The organism is Novosphingobium sp., assembly GCF_025351285.1.
GTDB lineage: Bacteria > Pseudomonadota > Alphaproteobacteria > Sphingomonadales > Sphingomonadaceae > Novosphingobium.
Genome location: NZ_JANXWG010000131.1, coordinates 1 through 20,640, shown reverse-complemented (window position 1 = coordinate 20,640; position 20,640 = coordinate 1). Strand labels below are relative to the sequence as shown.

At 65.8% G+C, this 20,640-nt stretch carries 15 protein-coding genes and 1 pseudogene; 7 read left to right on the top strand and 9 right to left on the bottom strand.

Annotated elements, in window-relative coordinates; all coding sequences use genetic code 11:
• Positions 1–14: 14 nt before the first annotated feature.
• The 3 genes from Q0R16_RS15800 to Q0R16_RS15790 are packed head-to-tail and all read left to right on the top strand — an operon-like array spanning position 15 to position 3,528.
• Positions 15–1,313, top strand: coding sequence for a sugar MFS transporter (locus tag Q0R16_RS15800; protein ID WP_295638216.1), 1,299 nt, complete (start codon positions 15–17; stop codon positions 1,311–1,313).
• Complete coding sequence (locus tag Q0R16_RS15795; protein ID WP_295638213.1) at positions 1,313–2,851, top strand: MFS transporter; 1,539 nt, start codon at positions 1,313–1,315, stop codon at positions 2,849–2,851. Before Q0R16_RS15800 ends, Q0R16_RS15795 begins: the two co-directional genes overlap by 1 nt.
• Positions 2,848–3,528, top strand: coding sequence for a DUF6445 family protein (locus Q0R16_RS15790; protein ID WP_366857834.1), 681 nt, complete (start codon positions 2,848–2,850; stop codon positions 3,526–3,528). The genes Q0R16_RS15795 and Q0R16_RS15790 overlap by 4 nt, the downstream gene beginning before the upstream one ends.
• Here Q0R16_RS15790 and cobA read toward each other — a convergent pair.
• From cobA to Q0R16_RS15760, 6 genes are all read right to left on the bottom strand, one after another.
• Positions 3,515–4,327, bottom strand: coding sequence for a uroporphyrinogen-III C-methyltransferase (cobA, locus tag Q0R16_RS15785; protein ID WP_295638207.1), 813 nt, complete (start codon positions 4,325–4,327; stop codon positions 3,515–3,517). The two genes, Q0R16_RS15790 and cobA, sit on opposite strands and share 14 nt — an antisense overlap.
• A complete protein-coding gene (locus tag Q0R16_RS15780; protein WP_295638204.1) occupies positions 4,327–6,999 on the bottom strand; it encodes a nitrate reductase in 2,673 nt (890 codons plus the stop codon). The genes cobA and Q0R16_RS15780 overlap by 1 nt, the downstream gene beginning before the upstream one ends.
• A complete protein-coding gene (gene nirD, locus Q0R16_RS15775; RefSeq protein WP_295638202.1) occupies positions 6,996–7,352 on the bottom strand; it encodes a nitrite reductase small subunit NirD in 357 nt (118 codons plus the stop codon). Before nirD ends, Q0R16_RS15780 begins: the two co-directional genes overlap by 4 nt.
• The gene (nirB, locus tag Q0R16_RS15770; protein ID WP_295638199.1) at positions 7,349–9,868 is read right to left on the bottom strand and encodes a nitrite reductase large subunit NirB; all 2,520 of its coding nucleotides are present in this window, start codon (positions 9,866–9,868) and stop codon (positions 7,349–7,351) included. Before nirB ends, nirD begins: the two co-directional genes overlap by 4 nt.
• 244 nt (positions 9,869–10,112) lie before the next feature.
• On the bottom strand, positions 10,113–11,420 hold the full coding sequence (locus Q0R16_RS15765; protein ID WP_295638196.1) for an alginate export family protein: 1,308 nt from the start codon (positions 11,418–11,420) through the stop codon (positions 10,113–10,115).
• Between the two features lie 129 nt (positions 11,421–11,549).
• Entirely contained in the window at positions 11,550–12,803 is a 1,254-nt protein-coding gene (locus Q0R16_RS15760) for a nitrate/nitrite transporter (protein WP_295638193.1), read from the bottom strand.
• Between the two features lie 32 nt (positions 12,804–12,835).
• Here Q0R16_RS15760 and Q0R16_RS15755 point away from each other — a divergent pair, with 32 nt between their 5' ends.
• Positions 12,836–14,617 carry a bifunctional protein-serine/threonine kinase/phosphatase gene (locus Q0R16_RS15755; RefSeq protein ID WP_295638190.1) on the top strand — a complete coding sequence of 594 codons (1,782 nt, stop codon included), beginning with the start codon at positions 12,836–12,838 and terminating at the stop codon, positions 14,615–14,617.
• 230 nt (positions 14,618–14,847) lie between these two features.
• Here Q0R16_RS15755 and Q0R16_RS15750 read toward each other — a convergent pair whose 3' ends face one another.
• Genes Q0R16_RS15750 through Q0R16_RS15740 form a run of 3 tightly spaced genes read right to left on the bottom strand, consistent with a single transcriptional unit; the run spans position 14,848 to position 17,577 of the window.
• A complete protein-coding gene (locus Q0R16_RS15750) occupies positions 14,848–16,068 on the bottom strand; it encodes an ABC transporter substrate-binding protein (RefSeq protein WP_295638187.1) in 1,221 nt (406 codons plus the stop codon).
• Entirely contained in the window at positions 16,065–16,661 is a 597-nt protein-coding gene (locus tag Q0R16_RS15745; RefSeq protein WP_295638184.1) for an ANTAR domain-containing protein, read from the bottom strand. The genes Q0R16_RS15750 and Q0R16_RS15745 overlap by 4 nt, the downstream gene beginning before the upstream one ends.
• Positions 16,662–16,716: 55 nt before the next feature.
• Positions 16,717–17,577 carry a LysR family transcriptional regulator gene (locus tag Q0R16_RS15740; RefSeq protein ID WP_295638182.1) on the bottom strand — a complete coding sequence of 287 codons (861 nt, stop codon included), beginning with the start codon at positions 17,575–17,577 and terminating at the stop codon, positions 16,717–16,719.
• Between the two features lie 93 nt (positions 17,578–17,670).
• On the opposite strand from Q0R16_RS15740, the gene Q0R16_RS15735 reads away from it, so the two are divergent.
• The 3 genes and pseudogenes from Q0R16_RS15735 to Q0R16_RS15725 all read left to right on the top strand — a co-directional run.
• Positions 17,671–18,828 (top strand): acyl-CoA dehydrogenase family protein, encoded by a 1,158-nt coding sequence (locus tag Q0R16_RS15735; RefSeq protein WP_295638304.1) that lies wholly within the window; start codon positions 17,671–17,673, stop codon positions 18,826–18,828.
• A complete protein-coding gene (locus Q0R16_RS15730) occupies positions 18,828–20,429 on the top strand; it encodes a carboxyl transferase domain-containing protein (RefSeq protein ID WP_295638179.1) in 1,602 nt (533 codons plus the stop codon). Before Q0R16_RS15735 ends, Q0R16_RS15730 begins: the two co-directional genes overlap by 1 nt.
• Before the next feature lie 9 nt (positions 20,430–20,438).
• A pseudogene (locus tag Q0R16_RS15725) lies at positions 20,439–20,640 on the top strand (hypothetical protein); the annotation flags it as partial.

Genomic DNA, 20,640 nt, shown 5'->3' with positions numbered 1-20,640 from the left:
GGGAGAGCACATCGATGGCACTTGTTCCCGCGGGAACGGCGGCGCCTGGCGTTGTCGGCAGAGGCGATGACTCTGCGCACGTCGATGCGCCTCAGCTTCGGCTGTTCGTGATGGGGTTGTTCTTCATCTTCGGAGGGATCACCAGTCTGAACGACGTGATCATTCCCAAGCTGAAGGAACTTTTCACGCTCAACTACACCCAGGCCATGCTGGTGCAGTTCTGCTTCTTCACCGCATACGCGATCGTGGGTATTCCGGGCGCCCGGCTGGTCAAGAAAATCGGCTACATGCGCGGCGCCGTGGCCGGATTGCTGACGATGATGGCCGGCTGCCTGCTGTTCATCCCGGCCAGCCAGACCGCGACTTACGGCGTGTTCCTGGCTGCGCTGTTCGTGCTGGCGAGCGGGGTGGTGTTCGTGCAGGTCGTCGCCAATCCGCTGATTTCGATGCTGGGCAAGCCCGCAACCGCGAGCAGCCGGCTGACCTTTGCGCAGGCGTTCAATTCGCTAGGCACCACGCTGTTTCCCTACTTCGGATCGATCCTGATCCTGGGCGGGCTGGCGAAGATCAGCGTGGGCCAGCTATCGGGCGCGCAGCTCGATGCCTATCGTACCGCAGAAAGTCAGGCGATCGTGCACGGCTATCTTGGCCTTGCGGTCGCGCTTGCCCTCGTGGCCGCCGCGGTCTGGCATTTCCGCGATGCGCTGCAGGGCGAAAGCCACGAACAAAGTGGCGGCCTTGTCGGGTTCGACTTGCTCAAGCGGCCGCGCTTCGGATTCGGGGCGCTGTGCATCTTCCTTTACGTCGGCGCCGAGGTTTCGATCGGCTCGCTCGTCGTCAACTATCTCAAGCAGGCCGACGTCATGGGGCTTGCGCAGGAATCGGCCGGCAAGATGATCGGGCTTTACTGGGGCGGGGCTATGGTCGGCCGGTTCATCGGTTCGGGCGTGTTGCGCCTGGCCAGTCCGGGCAAGGTGCTGGCGGCCGTGGCGATGAGCGCAATCGCGCTTCTGCTTATCTCGACCAGCACCAGCGGAGCCACGTCGGGCTACAGTTTGCTGGCGATCGGTCTGGTCAATTCGGTGATGTTTCCGACGATCTTTTCGCTGGCGTCCGAACAGCTCGGCGCGCGGGCAGCCGACGGTTCGGGCATCATCAACGTCGCGATCTTCGGCGGTGCGGTCATTCCGTTGCTGACCGGCGCCATTGCCGATGCAACGGGCAGCCTGGCCACGGCACTGGTCTTGCCGGCAATCTGCTATGCCGTGATCGCGGCTTTCGGATTTTACGCGAGACGACCGGCAGGATCCTGATGGCCGCCGAAGCCAGCCACTCAGCTTCCGCAGCAAGCGGTTCCAACCGCGCCGGGTGGTTCTGGCTCGGTTGCGCGGTGATCAGTCTTGGCGTCCTGCTCCACGTGCCGATGCTGGTGGAAGCGCATGCCATGGGCAATCGCCTCGTCGGCATGCCCGTCGATACACCGATGCTGGCCGGCATGGCGATGATCGCGGTTGGCGCGATCATGGCTTGCTGGGGCGCCTTGCCTGGCAGGGTAGCGGTGCGTGATCAGCATGACATGGTCCTGTTTGCGGTCCGCGATGGAACGCCGCTCAATCGCTGGCACGCAACCGCGATGGCGGTCCTGGCTGTGGGCCTGATCATCGACGTGATGAAGCCGGCAACGCTGGGTTTCGTGCTGCCGGGCCTCGCCAAGGAATACGGCATCGAACGATCGACCGCCGCGCTGCTGCCGCTCGTCGCCCTGACGGGGACGGCGGTCGGTTCGATTGTGTGGGGCTGGATTGCCGATGCCTATGGTCGGCGGGTCTCGATCCTGCTTTCGGCCATCCTGTTCGCTGCAACATCGATCTGCGGGGCGATGCCGTCGTTCGGGTGGAACCTGCTGATGTGCTTCCTGATGGGCAGTTCGGCCGGTGGGATGCTTCCTGTGGTCTACACGCTGCTGGCCGAAATCATTCCGCCGCGCCACCGCAGTTGGGTGCTGGTTCTGGTGGGTGGAACCGGGCTGGTCGGGGGCTACCTTGCCGCATCGGGGGCGGCGCATCTGCTCGAACCGGGGTACGGGTGGCGTTCGTTGTGGTTGCAAGGCTTTCCTACCGGGCTTGCGCTGCTGGTGCTGGCGCGGTTCATACCCGAAAGCCCGGCATTTCTTCTGGCGCAAGGGCGCAGCAACGACCTTTCGCGCCTTGCCGACAGGTTCGGCTTCGAGCAGGTCGAACGGATCGCCATGCCACAAGTTGACTCGGGCCAAGCCGGCAACCGTGGCTTCGAAGCGGCACTCGTCGTTACCGCCTTGTCGTGGAGCTTCGTCAACTTCGGCCTGCTGCTGTGGCTGCCGATGGATCTGCAAGCGCGCGGCTATAGTTCGGGGCTGGTCAGCGGAGTCCTGGCCAGTTCCGCGCTACTCGCACTTCCCACCACCGCGCTGGCCGCGTGGTGCTACAGCCGGTTAAGCAGCAAATGGACGCTGATCGGCACTGTCGTGCTGACCATGATCGGCCTGGTCGGCGCCTTGCTTCCTACCGAGTTGCTGGTCTGGCGGCCGTTGCTGATCGGGGTCGTCACGATCCTGATCGTCGGCACCAACGGGACGATCGCCGTGCTTCTGCCCTACACGGCAGAAAGCTTTGCGGTCGGGGTGCGCGGCCGGGCAACCGGAGTGGTTGCAGGGTGCAGCAAATTCGGCGGCATTGCTGTTCAAGTTGCTGCCATCGCAAAGCTGTTTCCGACGCTCGGCGGTGCTGCGCTGGCCCTGCTGGCCCCGACAATCCTCGGCATCGTCATGCTCGGCCTGGCTGGCCGCGAAACCCGCACGGGCGCGCACGGTTGAGACAAGCCGACGTTACCGTCATGACGATCGGGCTGGGGGGCGAACCGCTGGTCGTCATCGACGATTTTTTCCCCGATCCGGATGCCCTTCGCGCAGCAGCCTTGGCGGCATCATTCGTCCCGGCGCGCAACACCTATCCAGGGGTGCGGGCACCGTTGCCCGATTGCTACTGGTCATCCGATCGACTCGACACGATGTCGGCGATGATCGAGCAGGCCTTCGGCTTGGCGGGTGCGATCGCCATGATCGATGCAAGCTTTTCGATCGTGACCACGCCCGCCGACCAGCTCAGCGTGGCGCAGCGCCTGCCGCATTGCGATGCCTTCGTGCCGAACCAGATTGCGCTGGTGCATTACCTTTCGCTCGATTGCCTGGATGGGACGGCCTTCTATCGGCACCGATCGACAGGATTCGAAACCATCAGCGAGCAACACCGGCAAATGTATTTCGCGCAGGTGGATTTCGAACTGCGCCATCTCGGCATGCCAGCGGCCGGTTACATCGTGGGGGATACTCCGATGTTCGAACGGATCGCGTCGGTCGAAGGACGGTTCAACCGGGCGTTGCTGTATCGCGGCAAGCAATTGCACAGCGGTGCGATCGGCCCCGGCGCAATCCTTTCGGATGATCCGGGCGTGGGCCGCTTGACGGTAACCGCGTTTTTTACGGTAGGGTGATTGACCCGCCGACAGCACCGGCCTCTGCAAGTGCCGCCGGCTGCGTGACTCCGTCGGTTCTCGCACCCATCGCCTGGCCAATCAGCAGTAGCGCCGGGCCATCCGACGCCGTTGCGTGGACCGTCAGTCCCAGCAGATCCAGTCGCGTCCTGACGATCCGTTCTTCGGGCAGGCTGGCGCTTTCGACCATCAGCGCGGGCGTGCTGCCTGGCAGGCCTGCAGCCATCATCTGCGCCGCCACTTCGGCAGCAGAGGCCTTGCCCATGTAGATCGCCGTGGTTGCGTCGGGATCGGCCAGCGCGTTCCAGTCGAGCGCCAGGGCTACGCCGGCGCGGGTATGCGCGGTGACGAAGGTCAATTTCCGCGCAAGTCCGCGCAAGGTGAGCGAATTTCCGATCGAAGCGGCTGCGGCGCTGGCGGCCGTTATCCCGGGGCAGATTTTCACCGCGACACCTGCGGCGCGGCAGGCGGACAATTCTTCGTTGGCACGGCCGAAGATCGCGGGATCGCCGCCCTTCAGCCGGACCACGCGCAATCCTGAAAGCGCGGCTTCGAAAAGCAGGCGGTCGATGCTCGGCTGGTCCTTCGAATGGCGGCCGGATCGCTTGCCGACCGGCACCATGCGCACACCGCGTGGCGCCAGATCGAGCACGCCGGAACCCACCAGCGCGTCATAGAAGATCACGTCGGCGGCGGCGATCAGTCGCTCGGCCTTGCGCGTCAGCAGTTCGGGATCGCCCGGGCCGGCGCCAACCAGCCAGACCATGCCTTGCGGGAAATCCTGCGCCGAATTGGTCATCAGGCGGTCTCCAGTGTGAATGCCTGACGCACGGCCAGGATGGCCGAGATCGCCGGCCGGCAACTGCCGCAGTTGGTGCCCGCGCGCGTGGCTGCACCCACCGCCAGAACGTCGCCCGCCCCGGCGCAGACCGCCGCGCCGATCTCGTTCGCGCCGATGCCGTGGCAAATGCAGACCATCGGGCCACGATCGGGCTGGGGAATCGATGGCCTGCCCGCAAGCAGTTCGACCGGAGCCGCCGCGGCGGAGCCCAGTTCACCCGCCACCCAATCGCGCGGCGGAAGCGTGCCCGAGCGGCTGATGTAAAGCGCGGCGATCAGCGCACCCGCACCATCGCGCACCACAATCCGGCGCATTCCGCGCGCGCTATCGGCCACTTCCAGGCGATCGCCAATGGGTAGCAAGGCATCGATATCGATCGCGCCCATTCCGGCGAGTTCGACCAGCCAGCCACCGGGCACGCGCGAACGGGTCCAGTACAGAACATCATGCGGCCGGACCGCGTCGCGGCTGGCAAGGAACGCCCGCCATTCAGGCGCTACCGGCGCAATCCGCGCGGCGATGCGCTTGAAGGCGGGCTGGCCCGAATGCGGATCGGTGAGCGGGGGAGCAAGCCGGTTGGCGCGTCCTTGGCTGGCGAAAGCATCGGTCCAGTGCATCGGCGCGTAAATCTCGCCACGGCGCTGCGCATCGGTGACGAGCACCCGAAACACGCTCGTCCCCATTCCGGTGGTGATACGCGCAAGCCCGCCATCGGCCAGCCCCAGCTCTGCGGCATCGGCCGGATGGACTTCGAGCAAAGGCTCGCGGCGGTGTTGCGACAAGGTGGACGAAAGCCCGGTGCGGGTCATCGTATGCCATTGATCGCGGTAGCGACCGGTGTTGAGCCACAGCGGAAATTCTGGATCGATCACCGATGCGCGCGCCACAACCGCGATCATCTTCGCGCGGCCAGTGGCGGTCGGGTAGCCCTTCGCAAACGGGTGCAGACCGCCCCACCTGAAGGGTTCGAGCGCTTCATAAGCGCTATCACTCAGCCCAGCCTTGTCCGACAAGTCGAGCAGCTTGCCGTGCCGCCCGGCCAGCGCGGTCATCGCCGCATATTCGCGGAAAACGGCTGCCGGGCTGGCGAAGTCGAACGCCTCGCCCCAACCCAGCCGTGCGGCCACGTCGCAAACGATCCGCAAGTCCGCCCGTGCTTCACCTGGCGCCGCGAACAGCGCACGCTGGCGGCTGACCATGCGTTCGGAATTGGTGACGGTGCCGTCCTTCTCGCCCCATGCCAGCGCGGGCAGGCGGATATGCGCGAATTTGGCGGTGTCGGTATCGGCGATCACGTCGCTGACCACCACGGTCGGGCAGCGGGCCAGTGCCTCGCGCACGAAGCCGGCATCGGGCATCGACACGGCGGGGTTGGTCGCCATGACCCACAGGAACTTGATCCGGCCATCGTGGACCGCGCGGAACATTTCGACCGCCTTGAGGCCGGGGCCGGTGCAGAGTTGCTCGGTGTTCCAGAACGCCGCGACATCGGCGCGTTCGGGTGCGGAAAAGCCCAGGTGGCAGGCGAGCATGTTGGCGAGCCCGCCCACTTCACGCCCGCCCATCGCGTTGGGCTGGCCGGTGATCGAGAACGGCCCCGCGCCGGCCTGGTTGATCCGCCCCAGCGCGAGGTGAAGGTTGATGATCGCGTTGCCCTTGTCGGTGCCCGAAACCGACTGGTTGGCGCCCTGGCTGAACAGCGTGACCATGCGCGGATGCGCGGCGACGAGATCGGCGAGGGCCTGAAACTCCGAGTCACCCACCCCTCCGTTCGTGTCGAGCGAAGTCGAGACACGCTGGTGATGCGCGTGGTGTCTCGACTGACGCCCGAAGGGCGGCAGTTCATCCTGAGCCTGCCGAAGGGCTCGACACGATCGGAGGTGGGGCCAGAAATTCTCCGGAACCTCACAGTGCTGTTCGATGAAGCTGTGTTCCACCAACCCGCGCTCATCCATCTCTGCCAGCAGCGCATTGAACAGCGCAACATCGCCATCGGGCCCCACCTGCACGTGCAAGTCCGCACCCTCGGCGGTCTCGGTGCGGCGCGGGTCGATCACCACGATCTTCGTGCCGCGCATCTCGCGCGCGCGTTCAATCCGCTGCCAGATCACCGGATGGCACCACGCGGTGTTCGAGCCGACCAAAAGGATCAGGTCGGCTTCATCGAGGTCCTCATAGCTGCACGGCACCACGTCCTCGCCGAACGCGCGGTTGTGCGCGGCGACCGCGCTGGCCATGCACAGCCGCGAATTGGTGTCGATATTGCCGCTGCCGATGAAGCCCTTCATCAGCTTGTTGGCGACATAGTAGTCCTCGGTCAGCAATTGGCCCGAGACGTAGAACGCCACGCTGTCGGGTCCGTGCTCGGCGATGCAGGCGCGCATCCGGCCGGCGACTTCATCGAGGGCCGCATCCCATCCCACCCGCTCATCGCCGATCATCGGGTGGAGCAGCCGGCCTTCGAGCCCTACTGTTTCGCCCAGATGCGTGCCCTTCGAGCACAGCTTGCCGAAGTTGGCCGGGTGTTCGAGGTCGCCAACGATCGTGACCGTGCGCTCGCCAGTGACCGTCGCGGTCACCCCGCAGCCCACGCCGCAATAGGCGCAAGTGGTGCGGATCGGAGTGCTCACGCCGCGCGCAAGTCCGTCGCGCTGTGCGCTACGAGCGCACTGCGCAGCAGGTAGATCCGCCCTGCATCGACCCGCAACGGGATCACCGGCACGCAGCCCTTGTCGTCACCCAAGGCCTCGCCGCTGGTCAGCGAGATGTTCCAGTTGTGCAGCGGGCAGGTTACCACCCCGCCGTGGACGATGCCCTGCGAAAGCGGTCCGCGCTTGTGCGGGCAGGCGTTGACCAATGCGTGGAACTGGTTGCCTTCGGTGCGGAACACCGCGATTTCCTCACCGCCCTGAACCTTGAGCGTGCGCGCGCTGCCGGGTGTGATCTGGTCGACCGGGCCGATATCGAGCCATGCGCCGATCATGATGCGGTCTCCAGAGTGGTTGGCATTTCGGTGCCATGGGGGCGGAACTCGCCGATGTGCTGGTGCAAATCGGCGCGATCGCCGGCCGCGCGCTTGGCCCAGGGATCGTCCTGGCAGAAGCTTTGCGAAAAGCGGAACCGCGCGGCAAGTTCGGTCACGGCTTGCGGGTCGTCGAACAGTCCGGCCTTCACCGCATCGAGCCCGACGCGCTCGATCCACGGTGCGGTGCGTTCGAGGTAATGTGCCTGTTCGCGGTAAAGCTGGATGAATGCGGCGCAGACCTGCATGACTTGCGCCTCGGTTTCGACCTTGCACAGCAGGTCGGTGCCGCGCAGCTTGATCCCGCCGTTGCCGCCGACCATCAGTTCGTACCCCGAATCGACGCAGATAACGCCGAAGTCCTTGATCGTCGCCTCGGCGCAGTTGCGCGGGCAGCCGCTGACCGCGATCTTGAACTTGTGCGGCATCCAACTGCCCCAGGTCATGTGCTCGATCTTGACGCCCAGCCCGGTCGAATCCTGCGTGCCGAAGCGGCACCATTCCGAACCCACGCAAGTCTTCACCGTGCGCAGCGACTTCCCGTAAGCATGGCCCGAGACCATCCCGGCAGCATTGAGATCGGCCCAGACGGCGGGCAGGTCCTCCTTCTTGATCCCGAAGATATCGAGCCGCTGGCCGCCCGTAACCTTGACCATCGGTGCGTTGAACTTCTCGACCACATCGGCAATCGCGCGCAATTCGCGCGGGTTGGTCAGCCCGCCCCACATCCGCGGCACCACCGAATACGTGCCGTCCTTCTGGATGTTGGCGTGCATCCGTTCGTTGACGAAGCGGCTTTTCTGGTCGTCCTCGTACTCGCCCGGCCAGGCACAGAGCAGGTAGTAATTGAGCGCCGGGCGGCACGAAGCGCAGCCTTCGGGGGTCGACCAGTGGAGTTCCTGCATCACTTGCGGGATCGCGCGGAGCGACTTTTCCACGATCAGCCGGCGCACATCGTCGTGGGTGAAGCTGGTGCACTTGCACATTGTGCGGGCGGTCTGCGCAACGTCGTCGCCCAGCATCAGCGCAAGCAGGCTTTCGACCAACCCGGTGCACGATCCGCAACTCGCCGAAGCCTTGCACTGCGAGCGCACTGCATCGAGGCTGCAAGCGCCGCCCGCGATGGTTGCAACCACTTTGCCCTTGCTGACGCCGTTGCAGCCGCAGATCTCGGCATCGTCCGAGAGCGCCGCAACGGCCGCGTTAGGGTCCGCGAGGGCGCCACCCCCAAGCGCGAATGCCTGGCCGAAGATCAGTCCTTCGCGGATCGACGAAACATCCTCGCCCTTTTTCAGGAGATCGAAATACCAGTTGCCGTCGGCGGTATCGCCATAAAGCACCGCGCCGACGAGCTTGTCGGCCTTCACCACCACGCGCTTGTAGAGCCCGCGTGCAGCGTCGCGCATCACGATGTCCTCGGCGCCTTCGCCGCCCGAAAAATCGCCGGCTGAGAACAGGTCGATCCCCGAAACCTTGAGCTTGGTCGCGGTGACAGAGCCGGTGTAGCCGCTCGGTGAACCAGTCGCGTGATCGGCCAGCGCGCGGCACATGTCCCACAGCGGCGCGACCAGGCCGTAGCAGGCGCCGCGATGCTGGACGCATTCGCCGACCGCGAGGACCGTGGGATCCGAGGTGACCATGTGGTCATCGACCAGAATGCCGCGTTCGACGTCGATTCCTGCCGCTTTGGCGAGTTGGGTCGCGGGCCGGATGCCCACCGCCATGACCACGATATCGGCGTCGATCACGCGTCCGTCCTTGAGCCGGACGCCGGCGACATGTCCGTCCTTCTCCACGATTTCCGCAGTATCGGCGCCGGTCAGGATCGTCTGCCCACGGCTTTCGAGTTCGGCCTTGAGCAGGAAGCCCGCCGCCTCGTCGAGCTGGCGCTCCATCAGCGTGGGCATCAGGTGCAGCACCGTCACCGTCATGCCGCGCAAGCTGAGGCCATGCGCGGCCTCCAGCCCGAGCAGCCCGCCGCCGATCACCACCGCGCTGCCGCCCTTCTGCGCGGCCAGCAGCATCCGGTCGACATCGTCGAGATCGCGGAAGGTGACCACGCCGGGCAGCTTGCTTCCCGGCACCGGGATCACCACCGGGTCCGAGCCCGTGGCGATCAGCAAGGTGTCGTAGGGTTCGACCCGGCCCGACCTTGCGATCACGGTCTGCGTCGCGCGGTCGATCTGCGCGATCGGATCGCCCGAAACCAGCGTGATGCCGTTGTCATCGTACCAGGCCAGGTCGTTGATGACGATGTCATCGAACGCCTTTTCGCCCGCCAGCACCGGCGAGAGCATGATGCGGTTGTAATTCACGCGCGGTTCGGCGCCGAAGATCGTGATCGCGTATCGCGCCGGATCGCGTTCAAGGATTTCCTCGACCGCGCGGCACCCGGCCATGCCGTTGCCGATCACCACAAGGCGTTCGGCCGGCGGTGTCTTGCGGGCGGTTTCGTCGAAAGTCAGCGGCGCATTCACTGGGGCGTCTCCGTCGGACAAGCGCACGCAAAAAAGCCGCCACAAACCGATCCAACAGGATCGCTTCGGGCGGCTTCGTTGCCACGCGTATGAGAATGTTCGGGGCGAAGGCGGCAATCGATCACCCAACGCTGGGTGGGCCGATGCTTCGCTATGCCACGGGTGTAACCGATTCGGGTGCAGTGCGGCAAGTCTATTTTGCAGTGCAGCAAAGATTTGCCGCCCCGCACCCGATCGACTTCGCTCAGTAGGTGAATTCGGCCTGGAGCCAGCCCTTTTTTGTGTTCACGCCGAAGCCCCGCGCCTTGTAATCGGCGTACTTGGCCAGCACTGTCACCCGCCCGATCTTGAAGCCAAGGCTCGCGTCGAGTTCGTTGCCGTCATAGATCCCGCCGAAGTCGCTGTCGAAGCGGTGATAGATCACCGCCGCGTTCAACCCTGGCAACGCCTTGATCTTGGGGAAAGCCTTGGCGAGGCTTGCGTAATAATTCTGCAAGCCATTCGCCGGGGTGACCAGGAACAAGTCCGCCCAGCCGTTGAACTTGTGCAATGTGGCCATCTGCGTCTGCACCGAACGTCGCACACCGGTGGCCGAAACCGCGCTGCCGAGCTTTTCGTAGCCCCCGGTCAGCGTAAACCCGTGAGCGGCCAACCCGGCTTCGGCGGCGATATAGTCCGCGCCGTAGTTCAGCGGATTGCCCTTGTAGGCCGACTGGCGCGCATAACTGGCGGCGAGCGACAGCTTGACCTTTGACGTCAGCGCAAAGCCCGCCGTGGCGCGCGCGCCGTACGTCTGGCTATCGGCGTTGAGCGTTGCGAGCGCGCCGCCTTGTGCCGAAAGCTTGTAATCGAGCAGGTAGGCAAAGCCCTTGATCGCGATTTCGGCTTTTTTCGTCCCCGCCTTCACGCCTGCACCCAGAAACACGAAGTTGCCGTCGAACGCGGTGCGTGGGAGTGCGTCCTCACCGAAGATCGTACGCTGCGCGATCGAGTATGTGCCATCGAGCGTCACCGGCCCGATCTTGCCCTCGCCGCGCACCGCGTCGAAGGTCTGCTCGTTCTGCCGCCAGCCGGCATTGCCGACCCAGCGCTGATCGTCGAGGTTGATCCGCTGGCGACCGAGCGTGACGGTCAGTTGCTTGATCTTGTACTGCACCTGGATGCGGTTGAGTTCGATGTTCTGCGGATCGGGGATCACCGCGTAGCCGGTGCGGCGCTGGCTGTTCGGGCTCACCGGCACGAACGGCAGCGCGTTGTACTTATTGACGAGGCCCAGAGTCGCCTCGCTTTCGACCAGCACGTTGACGTGGATCGGCTTGAGCTGGAGCTCGGCGCCGGCGCGGATGCGCAGGGTCAGCGCGTCGGCCTCGATGCCCGGCTGGTCGACATGTTCGTAGCGCAACCGCCCGTCGAACATCGGATCGATCGTGATTTCGGGCGTGATCGCTACCGGATCGCCGAAATGGTGCTTGGGGGCGGGTGCGGCAAACGCAGTGTGTGCAGCTCCGATCGACGCCGCCACTGCGGTCGCCGTCAGCAGATAGGTTTTCATGAAAATGCCTCCCTGGCATGGATGCTTTTGAGCGAAAGTTTCAGGCATCCTCTCGCCGGCCCCGATAATCCGGGTGCCGCTATCTGCGGGGGCGGGGTTCGATGCCCCGCCCTCTCGCCGCCCCTCAAATCAGATGCGCACGCCTTGCACGGCCGCACCCCAGGTGGTCCGCCAGCGGCGCTTTACGGAAGTCAGTCCGATCAGCGCGATCACCGCCAGCGCGGCGAAGATCAAAAAGCCCGGCCCGGCGCTGCCGGTCAGCTTCTTGGCATAACCGAGCGAGGAAGCGAGGTAGAACCCGCCGACCCCGCCGCCGAACCCGACCAGCCCGGTCATCACGCCGATTTCCTTACGGAAGCGCTGCGGCACGAGCTGGAACACCGCGCCGTTGCCCACGCCCAGCGTGCCCAATGTGGCGATGAACAGCGCCACCATCAGCGGCAGGACGTGCGGCGCGAAAGCGATCACCGTCAGCAGGATGGCCGCCACGATATAGACCACCGTCAGCGTGCGGATACCGCCGAAACGGTCAGCCAGCCCGCCACCCATCGGGCGCAGCAGCGAACCCATGAACACGGCGGCAGCGGTGCAGTAGCCAGCGATCACTGGAGTCACGCCGTAACCATCGGCGTAGTAAGTCGGCAGCGAGCTCGACAGGCCGACGAAGCCGCCGAAAGTCACGCCGTAGAACAGCATGAACCACCAGGCATCGGCATCCTTGAGCACCGCAGCATAAGCCGAAAGCGGCTTGGGCGCGGGCTGGTCGGGGCTGTCCTTGGCGACCACGAGGTAGATCACGAACACCGCGATCAAGGGGATCAGCGCCAGGCCGAGCACATTGGTCCAGCCATAGGCCTTGGCCAGCAATGCCGCGAACAGTGCGGCGAACACGGTGCCCGAATTGCCCATGCCGGCGATGCCCATCGCCTTGCCCTGGTGCTCGGGCGGATACCAGCGGCTCGCCAGCGGCAAGGCCACCGCGAAGCTCGCCCCGGCAAAGCCGAGGATTACGCCGAGCGCCAGCGTACCGGCGTAGCTGGTGATGCCGAAGTGCCACGCGAAGGCCAGGCCGGCGATGACGATGATCTGGCTGATCGTGCCGGTGCGCTTTGGCCCGATCCGATCGACCAGCAATCCGTTGACCAGCCGCAGCACCGCGCCGGCCAGCGTGGGAACCGCGACCATCAGGCCCTTCTGGCCGGGATCGAGCATCAGTTGCTTCGAGATGATCGGTGCCAGCGGGCCGAGCAGCACCCACACCATGAATGCCACGTCGAAATAGAGGAACGCCGCGATCAACGTGGGGCTGTGCCCCGATTTCCAGAACGATTTGCCCGATACGGGCGCGTAACCGGCGGTACCGGCGGCGGCTAGACTGGCCATTGTTTGGTCCTCCCTGGACTTGACGAAGCGAGATGAGAGCCGATCCTCGTGCGTACGGGCGTGACGCCCGTACGCACGTGAGCGGCGGAAACCTGGGGCTGGAAACGAAGATGGGCGATTTGGGCCGCGATGTGGGCGAACTGGTGGTGGCTGCGGGATTTGCCACGCGCACCGGACCGCGCGCCGACAACCAGGACTTCGGGGGCGTGCACTTGGGCAGCGCGCTGGAACGCACGCGCTTCGGGCTGATCGCCGCGATTGCCGACGGGGTCAGTGGCGGGCGAGAAGGTCGCGCCGCGTCCGAACTGGCGGTCCATTCGCTGGTCGAGGGGTTCTATGCGGCGCCCGATACGATGGGTGCGGCGCGCGCGATGCACGGCCCGCTGGTCGCTTACAACCGCTGGCTGCACGCGCAAGGGCAGGGCGAAACGATGCGCGACGCCGCCACCACGCTGACCGCCTTCGCGCTGCGGGGCCGCCGCGCGCATCTGGTCCATGTGGGCGACAGCCGCGCGTGGCGCTTCGCCGGCGGCCGGTTGACGTGCCTGACCACCGATCACGTCCGCAGCGAACCCGATCTCAAGCACGTGCTCATCCGCGCCATCGGCATCGAGGGTGACTTGCGGCTCGATCACGCCGACGTCGAACTGGCCGAGCACGATCGGTTGGTGCTGACCACCGATGGCATCCACGGCGTGTTGTCCAAGGTGCGGATCGCAGCGATCCTGGGCGAAGGCGAAAGCGCGCAAGCCTGCGCCGATGCGCTGGCCGATGGCGCGATCGCAGCGGGCGGGCAGGACAATGCCAGCGTGGTCGTGCTCGACGTGGTGCGGCTGCCCGCGCCCGATCACGATGGCATCCTGGCCGGTCTGTCGGGCCTGCCGACGATCGACCCGCCCGCGCCGGGGCAGAGCGTGGACGGATTTGCGGTGAAGCGCGTGCTCAGCACCGGGCGCTATGCCGTGCTGCTGGTGGCGGTGGATGGCGAGGACGGCGCCGAAGTCGTGCTGAAATTCCCGCGCCAGCAAGCGCTGACCGACCGCGCGATGCGGCTGGCCTTTGCACGAGAAATGCTCGTAGCTCAGCGAGTTGCAAGCCCCTTCGTGCTCGCCGCGCACCCGGTCCGGCCCGATCGGCAGACCGCGCTGTACGGCGTTCAGCCGCTGCTGCTGGGCGAGACGATGACCGCGCGGATCGAGCGCAGCCTGCCCTCGATCGCGCTGGGGGTGACTCAGGCCGCACGGCTGGTCCGCGCGGTGGCCGCGCTGCACCGGCTGTCGGTGATCCACCGCGACATCAAGCCCGACAACGTGATGCTGACCGCGGATGGTGGGCTGAAACTGATCGATCTGGGCGTGGCGCGGCTGCCGCGCGTCGAGGATTTCCGCGAGGGCGAGATCCCCGGCACCCCCGGCTACATGGCGCCCGAACAGTTCGACGGCGAGCCCGGCGACGAGCTGACCGACCAGTTCGCGCTGGGCGTCACGCTCTACCGCTGGTTCACCGGCAAGGCGCCGTTCGGTGAGCAGGAGGCGTTCCAGCGCCCGAAGTTCGGCCGCCCGGTCGCGCCGTCGGTGCATCGCCCCGAAGTACCGAGCTGGCTCGACGAGGCGATCCTGAGGGCGATCCAGCCCGATCGCGGGGCGCGCTTCGGCGATGCGGTCGAGATGCTGCGGGCGATCGAGGGCGGTGGCGCCGCGGCCACGCGCTTGCGCCGCAAGCTGCCACTGCTGCAACGCCATCCGCTGCGGTTCTGGCAAGTGCTCAGCGCATTGCTCGCGGCGGCCCTGCTGGCCTCGCTGCTGCTGCGCTGAACTTTGCCCCACAAATCGCATCGTCGCTCCGGATTTGCGCACGCAAAAAAGCCGCCACGAACCAGGTCATTCGACCTGATCGGGCGGCATCGTTGCCACGCATTTTGAGAGTGTTGCAGGCCGGCCAGGATCGCCCCTTCATCGGGGCGCACCGGTTCTGCTCGACGCCAAGCTAACCGATTCGCGAGGCGGTCGTAAAGCGATTTTTGCAGTGCAGCATCGAATGAGGCTCAGCCAAGCCTGGCCAGGTAGCCCTGCGGATCGAGTGGATCGAACACGCCGCCGTCGAAGAAACGGTTGCTTTCCAATGTCATCGCACCTTGCTGCGTGCCAACCGTAGTGGTCTGGAAGATGCTGCCTTCGACCTTCGAACTGGCCCCGGGCAGCGGTTCGCTGGTTCCGATCAGCGCGCTGCGGTAGACATCGGGGCGGAACACCTGCGCCACCTTGCGTGCATCATCGGCATCGAATGCCAGTCCGTCCCACCGCACCATCTGCGTGTAGAGCCATTCGGCCTGGCTGACCCACGGGAAGTTCGCCGCCTCGCGGTACTGGAACATGAAGTCCGGAAAATCCACCAGCGAACCACCCCGCGCCAGCAACAGGCGATCCGATATGGCTCGCTTGATCAACATGGATGAACCATCGAGGTACTCCGGCCGCGCCAGGATCGTTGCGTTGTCGTCCCAGTTCCGCGGGTCGACGAAATGCCGGCCGGCCTTGATCAGCGCGCGGATCAGCGCTTCGATCTGGTCTCGACGATCGGCCAGCAGCGGTTCGCGCAACGCCAGGACCTTCTCCACGCCGCGCCGCCAGATCTGGGCGGTTGCCAGCACAATCTCACCAGCACCGGCTTCGACCGCGACGCTGTTCCATGGTTCACCGACGCAGATCGCATCGACTTCGCCCAGTTCGAGCGCATCGGCGCAGAACGGTGGCGCCACGGTGGTGATCTCCACATCGCGATCGGGCCGGATGCCGCACGCCGCGAGCCAGTAGCGCAGCATGCAATTGTGGCTGGAATGGCGATGCACCACGCCGAAGCGCAGCGGATTGCCCGCTGCCAGCCGTTCAAGCGCAACCACGCGCAAGGCAGCCCCCACCCGCGATGGATCGCCCAATCGCCCGGGTTCACCGATCCGGTGCGCCAGTTCGGGCCGCATCGTGATGGCATTGCCGTTCAGCCCGAGCACGAACGGCACCGCCAGCGCCTGCGCCGGCCGCCCGCGTCCGAGCCCCTGGCCAAGCGAGGTGCTGATCGCCAGCGGCGCGACCATGTGCGCGGCATCGGTGTGCCCGTACAGCAGCCGATCGAGCACTGTGGCCCAACTCATGTCGCGCACCAGCGTCAGCGACAGGCCTTCCTCCTCGGCAAAGCCGTGCTCGCGCGCCAGGATCGGCAGGCAGGCATCGACCAGCGGCAGGAAGCCGATCGTGAGCGAACTGGTCATTTCCCGTGTTCCGGATGCGTGTTGGTCAAAAGCATGTGAGCGGTGATCAGTGCCTCGGCAATCTCGGCGATGCGGCGGCCCTGGTTCATCGCGGTGCGGCGCAATTCGGCATAGGCCTCGGGTTCGGTCAGCCGGCGCTGGTCCATCAGGATGCGCTTGGCCCGATCGATCGCGTCGCGCTCGGCGAGCTTGCCCTTGGCCTCGGCCAAGTCGGACTGGAGCCGCGCGAAGGCCTGGAAGCGCCGCACCGCCAGATCGAGCAACGGCCGGATGCGATGCGGCGCGAGCCCGTCGACAACATAGGCCGAAACCCCGGCATCGACCGACGCGCCGATCGATTCTTCGTCGCTCTCGTCGACGAACATCGCGATCGGCCGGTCGAGCGCGCGGCTGACCACGAAATATTCCTCCAGCACGTCGCGCGACGGATTGCCGAGATCGATCAGCACAATGTCGGGGGCGATCTCGCCGATTCGGGCAACCAGTCCGCGGTGTTCGGTGACGATGAAAATCTCGCAATCGTCGAGCGCAGCCAGCCCCTCGCGGATGACCGCGGCGCGGGTGGTGCTGACGTCGACGATGGCGATCCGCATTGGTTCATTGTGCAACGCAGCAAGCGTGGTGGCAATGGCCGCTTACCGGGACCGTTCAAGAACTGCTGTTTTCAGCGGTACAGGCATGTGCAAGGTCGGACACGATTGCCGCGTGGCGCGCCAGCCAGCCAGGTTCGCCGATCAAGCCCAGCCGGCGCACAAAGTCATAGCCGGCGAGCCTGACCCCCACGATACCCGGACTGGCCAACGATGCTGGCGCGGTTGTCACCCCGGCGCCGGCGGCGACCAACGCCAGGCACCGTTCGTCGTTGTCGCTGCGCAGCGCAAACGGCGGGCGGATGCCGCGCGCGGTGAAGAACTGACTGGTTTCGCGCAGGATTTCGCAACTGCGCCGCGCGATCATCGTCTCGCCGGCAATGTCTTCGGGGGCGATGCGGGCGCTTGCGGCCAGGCGGTGGTCCTGTGCCACCATCAGTAGGTAGGGTTCGGGCGGCAGCAACGGAACATCGCCGTCACGGTGCAAAGTCAACGCCAGATCGATCCGCCCGGCGTCGAGCGCGGCGCGCAATTCGGCGTCGGTGCTTTCGATCAGGTCGATGCGAAAGTGCGGTGCCAGCGTGGCGATCAGCGTGCGCAAGCGGGCGCTCGCCACCGATCGGATCGTGCCCATCCGCAGCAAGGGCGCGGGAAGTGCCGCGAGCGCGCCTTCGAACTGGTCGAGCCCGCGAAACTCACGTTCGGTGCGCCGCGCGAGCGGCAGGAATCGCGCGCCCGCCTCGGTCAGCCGCACCCGCCGCTTTTCGCGCACGAACAGCAGCGCGCCCGCCAGCCGTTCGAGTTCGGCCACGCCCAGCGACAGCGTGGGCTGCGTCACATTCAGCCGCGCGGCGGCGGCGGTGAACGTGCCGGCATCGACCACGGCAAGGAACTGACGGATGTGGGTGCGTTTTATCATAGGCAAATCTTATGGCAATGGCGGCTGGAAATCAATTTTGTGCAAAGGCCGCGCTGGCTTAGGATGCACGTGGGAGACCTGCCGGAGAACACCATGCGCGCTACGCCCGATTTCGATTTTGCGCTGCCCGAAAGCGCCGTGATGATCCGCGACGCCACCGCGCGCTTCGCCGACGAGAAGATCGCGCCGCTGGCCGCTCGGATCGATGCCGAGGACTGGTTCGCGCGCGAACTGTGGCCGCAGATGGGCGCGCTGGGGCTGCACGGCATTACGGTCGAGGAAGAATGGGGCGGGCTGGGGCTGGGCTATCTCGATCACGTGATCGCGGTGGAGGAAGTGAGCCGGGCATCGGCATCCATCGGGCTTTCCTATGGCGCGCACTCCAACTTGTGCGTCAACCAGATCCGCCGCTGGGGCAACGACGAGCAGAAGTCGAAGTACCTCCCCGGGCTGATTTCGGGCGAGCATGTCGGGTCGCTGGCGATGTCCGAGGCCGGCGCCGGATCGGACGTGGTGTCGATGAAGCTGCGCGCCGAGGCGGTGCAGGGTGGCTATGTCCTCAACGGCACCAAGTTCTGGATCACCAACGGCGCCGAGGCCGATACGCTGGTGGTTTATGCCAAGACCGGCGAGGGATCGCGCGGGATCACCGCGTTCCTGATCGAAAAGCACGACGAAGGCTTTGGCATCGGCCAGAAGATCGACAAGATGGGCATGCGCGGCAGCCCCACTTCCGAACTGGTGTTCAACGATTGCTTCGTTTCCGAAGAGCGCATCATCGGCCCCTTGCACGGCGGGGTGGGCGTGCTGATGAGCGGCCTCGATTACGAACGGGTGGTGCTGGCCGGGTTGCAGTTGGGCATCATGCAGGCGTGCCTCGACACGGTGATTCCCTATGTTCGTGAACGCCAGCAGTTCGGCAAGCCGATCGGCGCGTTCCAGTTGATGCAGGCCAAGATCGCGGACATGTATGTCGGGCTGCAATCGGCGCGGGCTTATACATATGCCGTCGCGCGAAGCTGCGATGCCGGACAGACTACGCGCTTCGACGCCGCCGGGGCGATCTTGCTCGCATCCGAGAACGCTTTTCGTGTCGCGGGCGAGGCGGTTCAGGCATTGGGCGGCGCGGGCTACACGAAGGACTGGCCGGTAGAACGTTTTCTCAGGGATGCCAAGCTGCTCGACATCGGCGCGGGCACCAACGAAATTCGCCGGATGTTGATCGGGCGCGAACTGATCGGGGCCGCTTGATGTCTGCCCCCGTCCTGACCACCACGTTGATCGCCGATAGCCCCGAGGCGCAGCAGCGCGCCGCACACAATCGCGCGCTGGCCGGAGAACTGCGGGCCAAGGTGGCCAAGGCCGCGCTGGGGGGCGAGCAGAAGTCGCGCGATCGGCACACGTCGCGCGGCAAGCTGCTGCCGCGCGACCGCGTGGAGCGGCTGCTCGATCCGGGCTCGCCGTTTCTCGAGATCGGCCAACTCGCTGCCAACGGACTCTATGGCGGCGACATACCCGGCGCCGGGCTGATTTGCGGAATCGGGCGCGTTTCGGGGCGGCAGTGCATGATCGTGTGCAACGACGCGACGGTGAAGGGCGGCACGTACTACCCGCTCACCGTCAAGAAGCATTTGCGCGCGCAGGAGATTGCGCAGGCCAACCGGCTGCCGTGCATCTACCTCGTCGACAGCGGCGGCGCGAACCTGCCCAATCAGGCCGAGGTGTTCCCCGATCGCGATCACTTCGGACGCATTTTCTTCAACCAGGCCCAGATGAGCGCGCTCCAGATCCCGCAGATCGCCTGCGTGATGGGCAGTTGCACCGCGGGCGGCGCCTATGTGCCCGCGATGAGCGACGAGACCGTGATCGTGCGCAACCAGGGCACGATCTTCCTGGCCGGCCCGCCGCTGGTCAAGGCCGCCACGGGCGAGGAAATCACCGCCGAGGAACTGGGCGGCGGTGAACTGCACACGCGCAAATCGGGCGTGGCCGATCACCTGGCCGAAAACGACGAGCACGCGCTGACGATCGTGCGCGATATCGTCAGCCACCTTGGCCCGGTCCACGCGCACGGGCTGCCGCTCAAGGAACCGCGCGCGCCAAAGTACCCGGCCGAGGACCTCTACGCAGTGACCCCCGACGACGTGCGCGCGCCTTACGATGTCCACGAAGTGATCGCGCGGCTGGTCGACGGCAGCGAATTCCACGAATTCAAGGCGCTGTATGGCGCCACGCTGGTCTGTGGCTTCGCGCATATCTGGGGGATGCCGGTGGCGATCCTGGCCAACAACGGCGTGCTGTTCTCCGAATCCGCGCAAAAGGGCGCGCATTTCATCGAACTGGCGTGCCAGCGGCGCATTCCGCTGCTGTTCCTCCAGAACATCTCGGGCTTCATGGTCGGCGGCAAGTACGAGGCCGAAGGCATCGCCAAGCACGGCGCCAAGCTGGTCACCGCAGTCGCCACCGCCACCGTTCCGAAAATCACCGTGCTGATCGGCGGCAGCTTCGGTGCGGGCAACTACGGCATGTGCGGCCGCGCGTTCGAACCGCGCTTCCTGTTCACCTGGCCCAATTCGCGGATCAGCGTGATGGGCGGCGAACAAGCCGCCGCCGTGCTCGCCACCGTCCACCGCGATGCTGCGAAGTGGAGCGCTGACGAGGCCGAGGCGTTCAAGGCCCCGATCCGCCAGATGTACGAGGACGAAGGCAACCCCTACTTCGCCACCGCGCGGCTGTGGGACGATGGCGTGATCGACCCGGTGCAGACCCGCGATGTGCTGGGGCTGGCGTTGGCGGCCGCGTTGGAAGCGCCCATTCCCCAACGCCCGGCGTTCGGCGTGTTCCGGATGTAAGGAGACGTGATGCCGCTGATTCTCGCCCTGCTTGCCGCGCAAATGGCCTCGCAGCCACCGCTGCCCAAGGGCACTGCCTTGCCGCCGCCCGCAAGCGAGGAGGGCCAAGTCATGGTCCCGGTCAACGCCGCGCTCGCCGCGATCGGCGCGCGCGATGCGGTCGCGCTCGGGCAGACGATGCGCTCCGATGCCACCACCACCACCGCCACCG

Bases quoted from the DNA above. Each gene is read 5' to 3' on its own strand.
- Q0R16_RS15760 (WP_295638193.1), bottom strand. From the start codon at position 12,803: ATGGCCAGTCTAGCCGCCGCCGGTACCGCCGGTTACGCGCCCGTATCG.
- Q0R16_RS15755 (WP_295638190.1), top strand. From the start codon at position 12,836: ATGAGAGCCGATCCTCGTGCGTACGGGCGTGACGCCCGTACGCACGTG.
- nirD (WP_295638202.1), bottom strand. From the start codon at position 7,352: ATGATCGGCGCATGGCTCGATATCGGCCCGGTCGACCAGATCACACCC.
- Q0R16_RS15765 (WP_295638196.1), bottom strand. From the start codon at position 11,420: ATGAAAACCTATCTGCTGACGGCGACCGCAGTGGCGGCGTCGATCGGA.
- Q0R16_RS15800 (WP_295638216.1), top strand. From the start codon at position 15: ATGGCACTTGTTCCCGCGGGAACGGCGGCGCCTGGCGTTGTCGGCAGA.
- cobA (WP_295638207.1), bottom strand. From the start codon at position 4,327: ATGACCAATTCGGCGCAGGATTTCCCGCAAGGCATGGTCTGGCTGGTT.
- Q0R16_RS15795 (WP_295638213.1), top strand. From the start codon at position 1,313: ATGGCCGCCGAAGCCAGCCACTCAGCTTCCGCAGCAAGCGGTTCCAAC.
- Q0R16_RS15740 (WP_295638182.1), bottom strand. From the start codon at position 17,577: ATGATAAAACGCACCCACATCCGTCAGTTCCTTGCCGTGGTCGATGCC.
- Q0R16_RS15750 (WP_295638187.1), bottom strand. From the start codon at position 16,068: ATGACCAGTTCGCTCACGATCGGCTTCCTGCCGCTGGTCGATGCCTGC.
- Q0R16_RS15735 (WP_295638304.1), top strand. From the start codon at position 17,671: ATGCGCGCTACGCCCGATTTCGATTTTGCGCTGCCCGAAAGCGCCGTG.
- Q0R16_RS15745 (WP_295638184.1), bottom strand. From the start codon at position 16,661: ATGCGGATCGCCATCGTCGACGTCAGCACCACCCGCGCCGCGGTCATC.
- Q0R16_RS15730 (WP_295638179.1), top strand. From the start codon at position 18,828: ATGTCTGCCCCCGTCCTGACCACCACGTTGATCGCCGATAGCCCCGAG.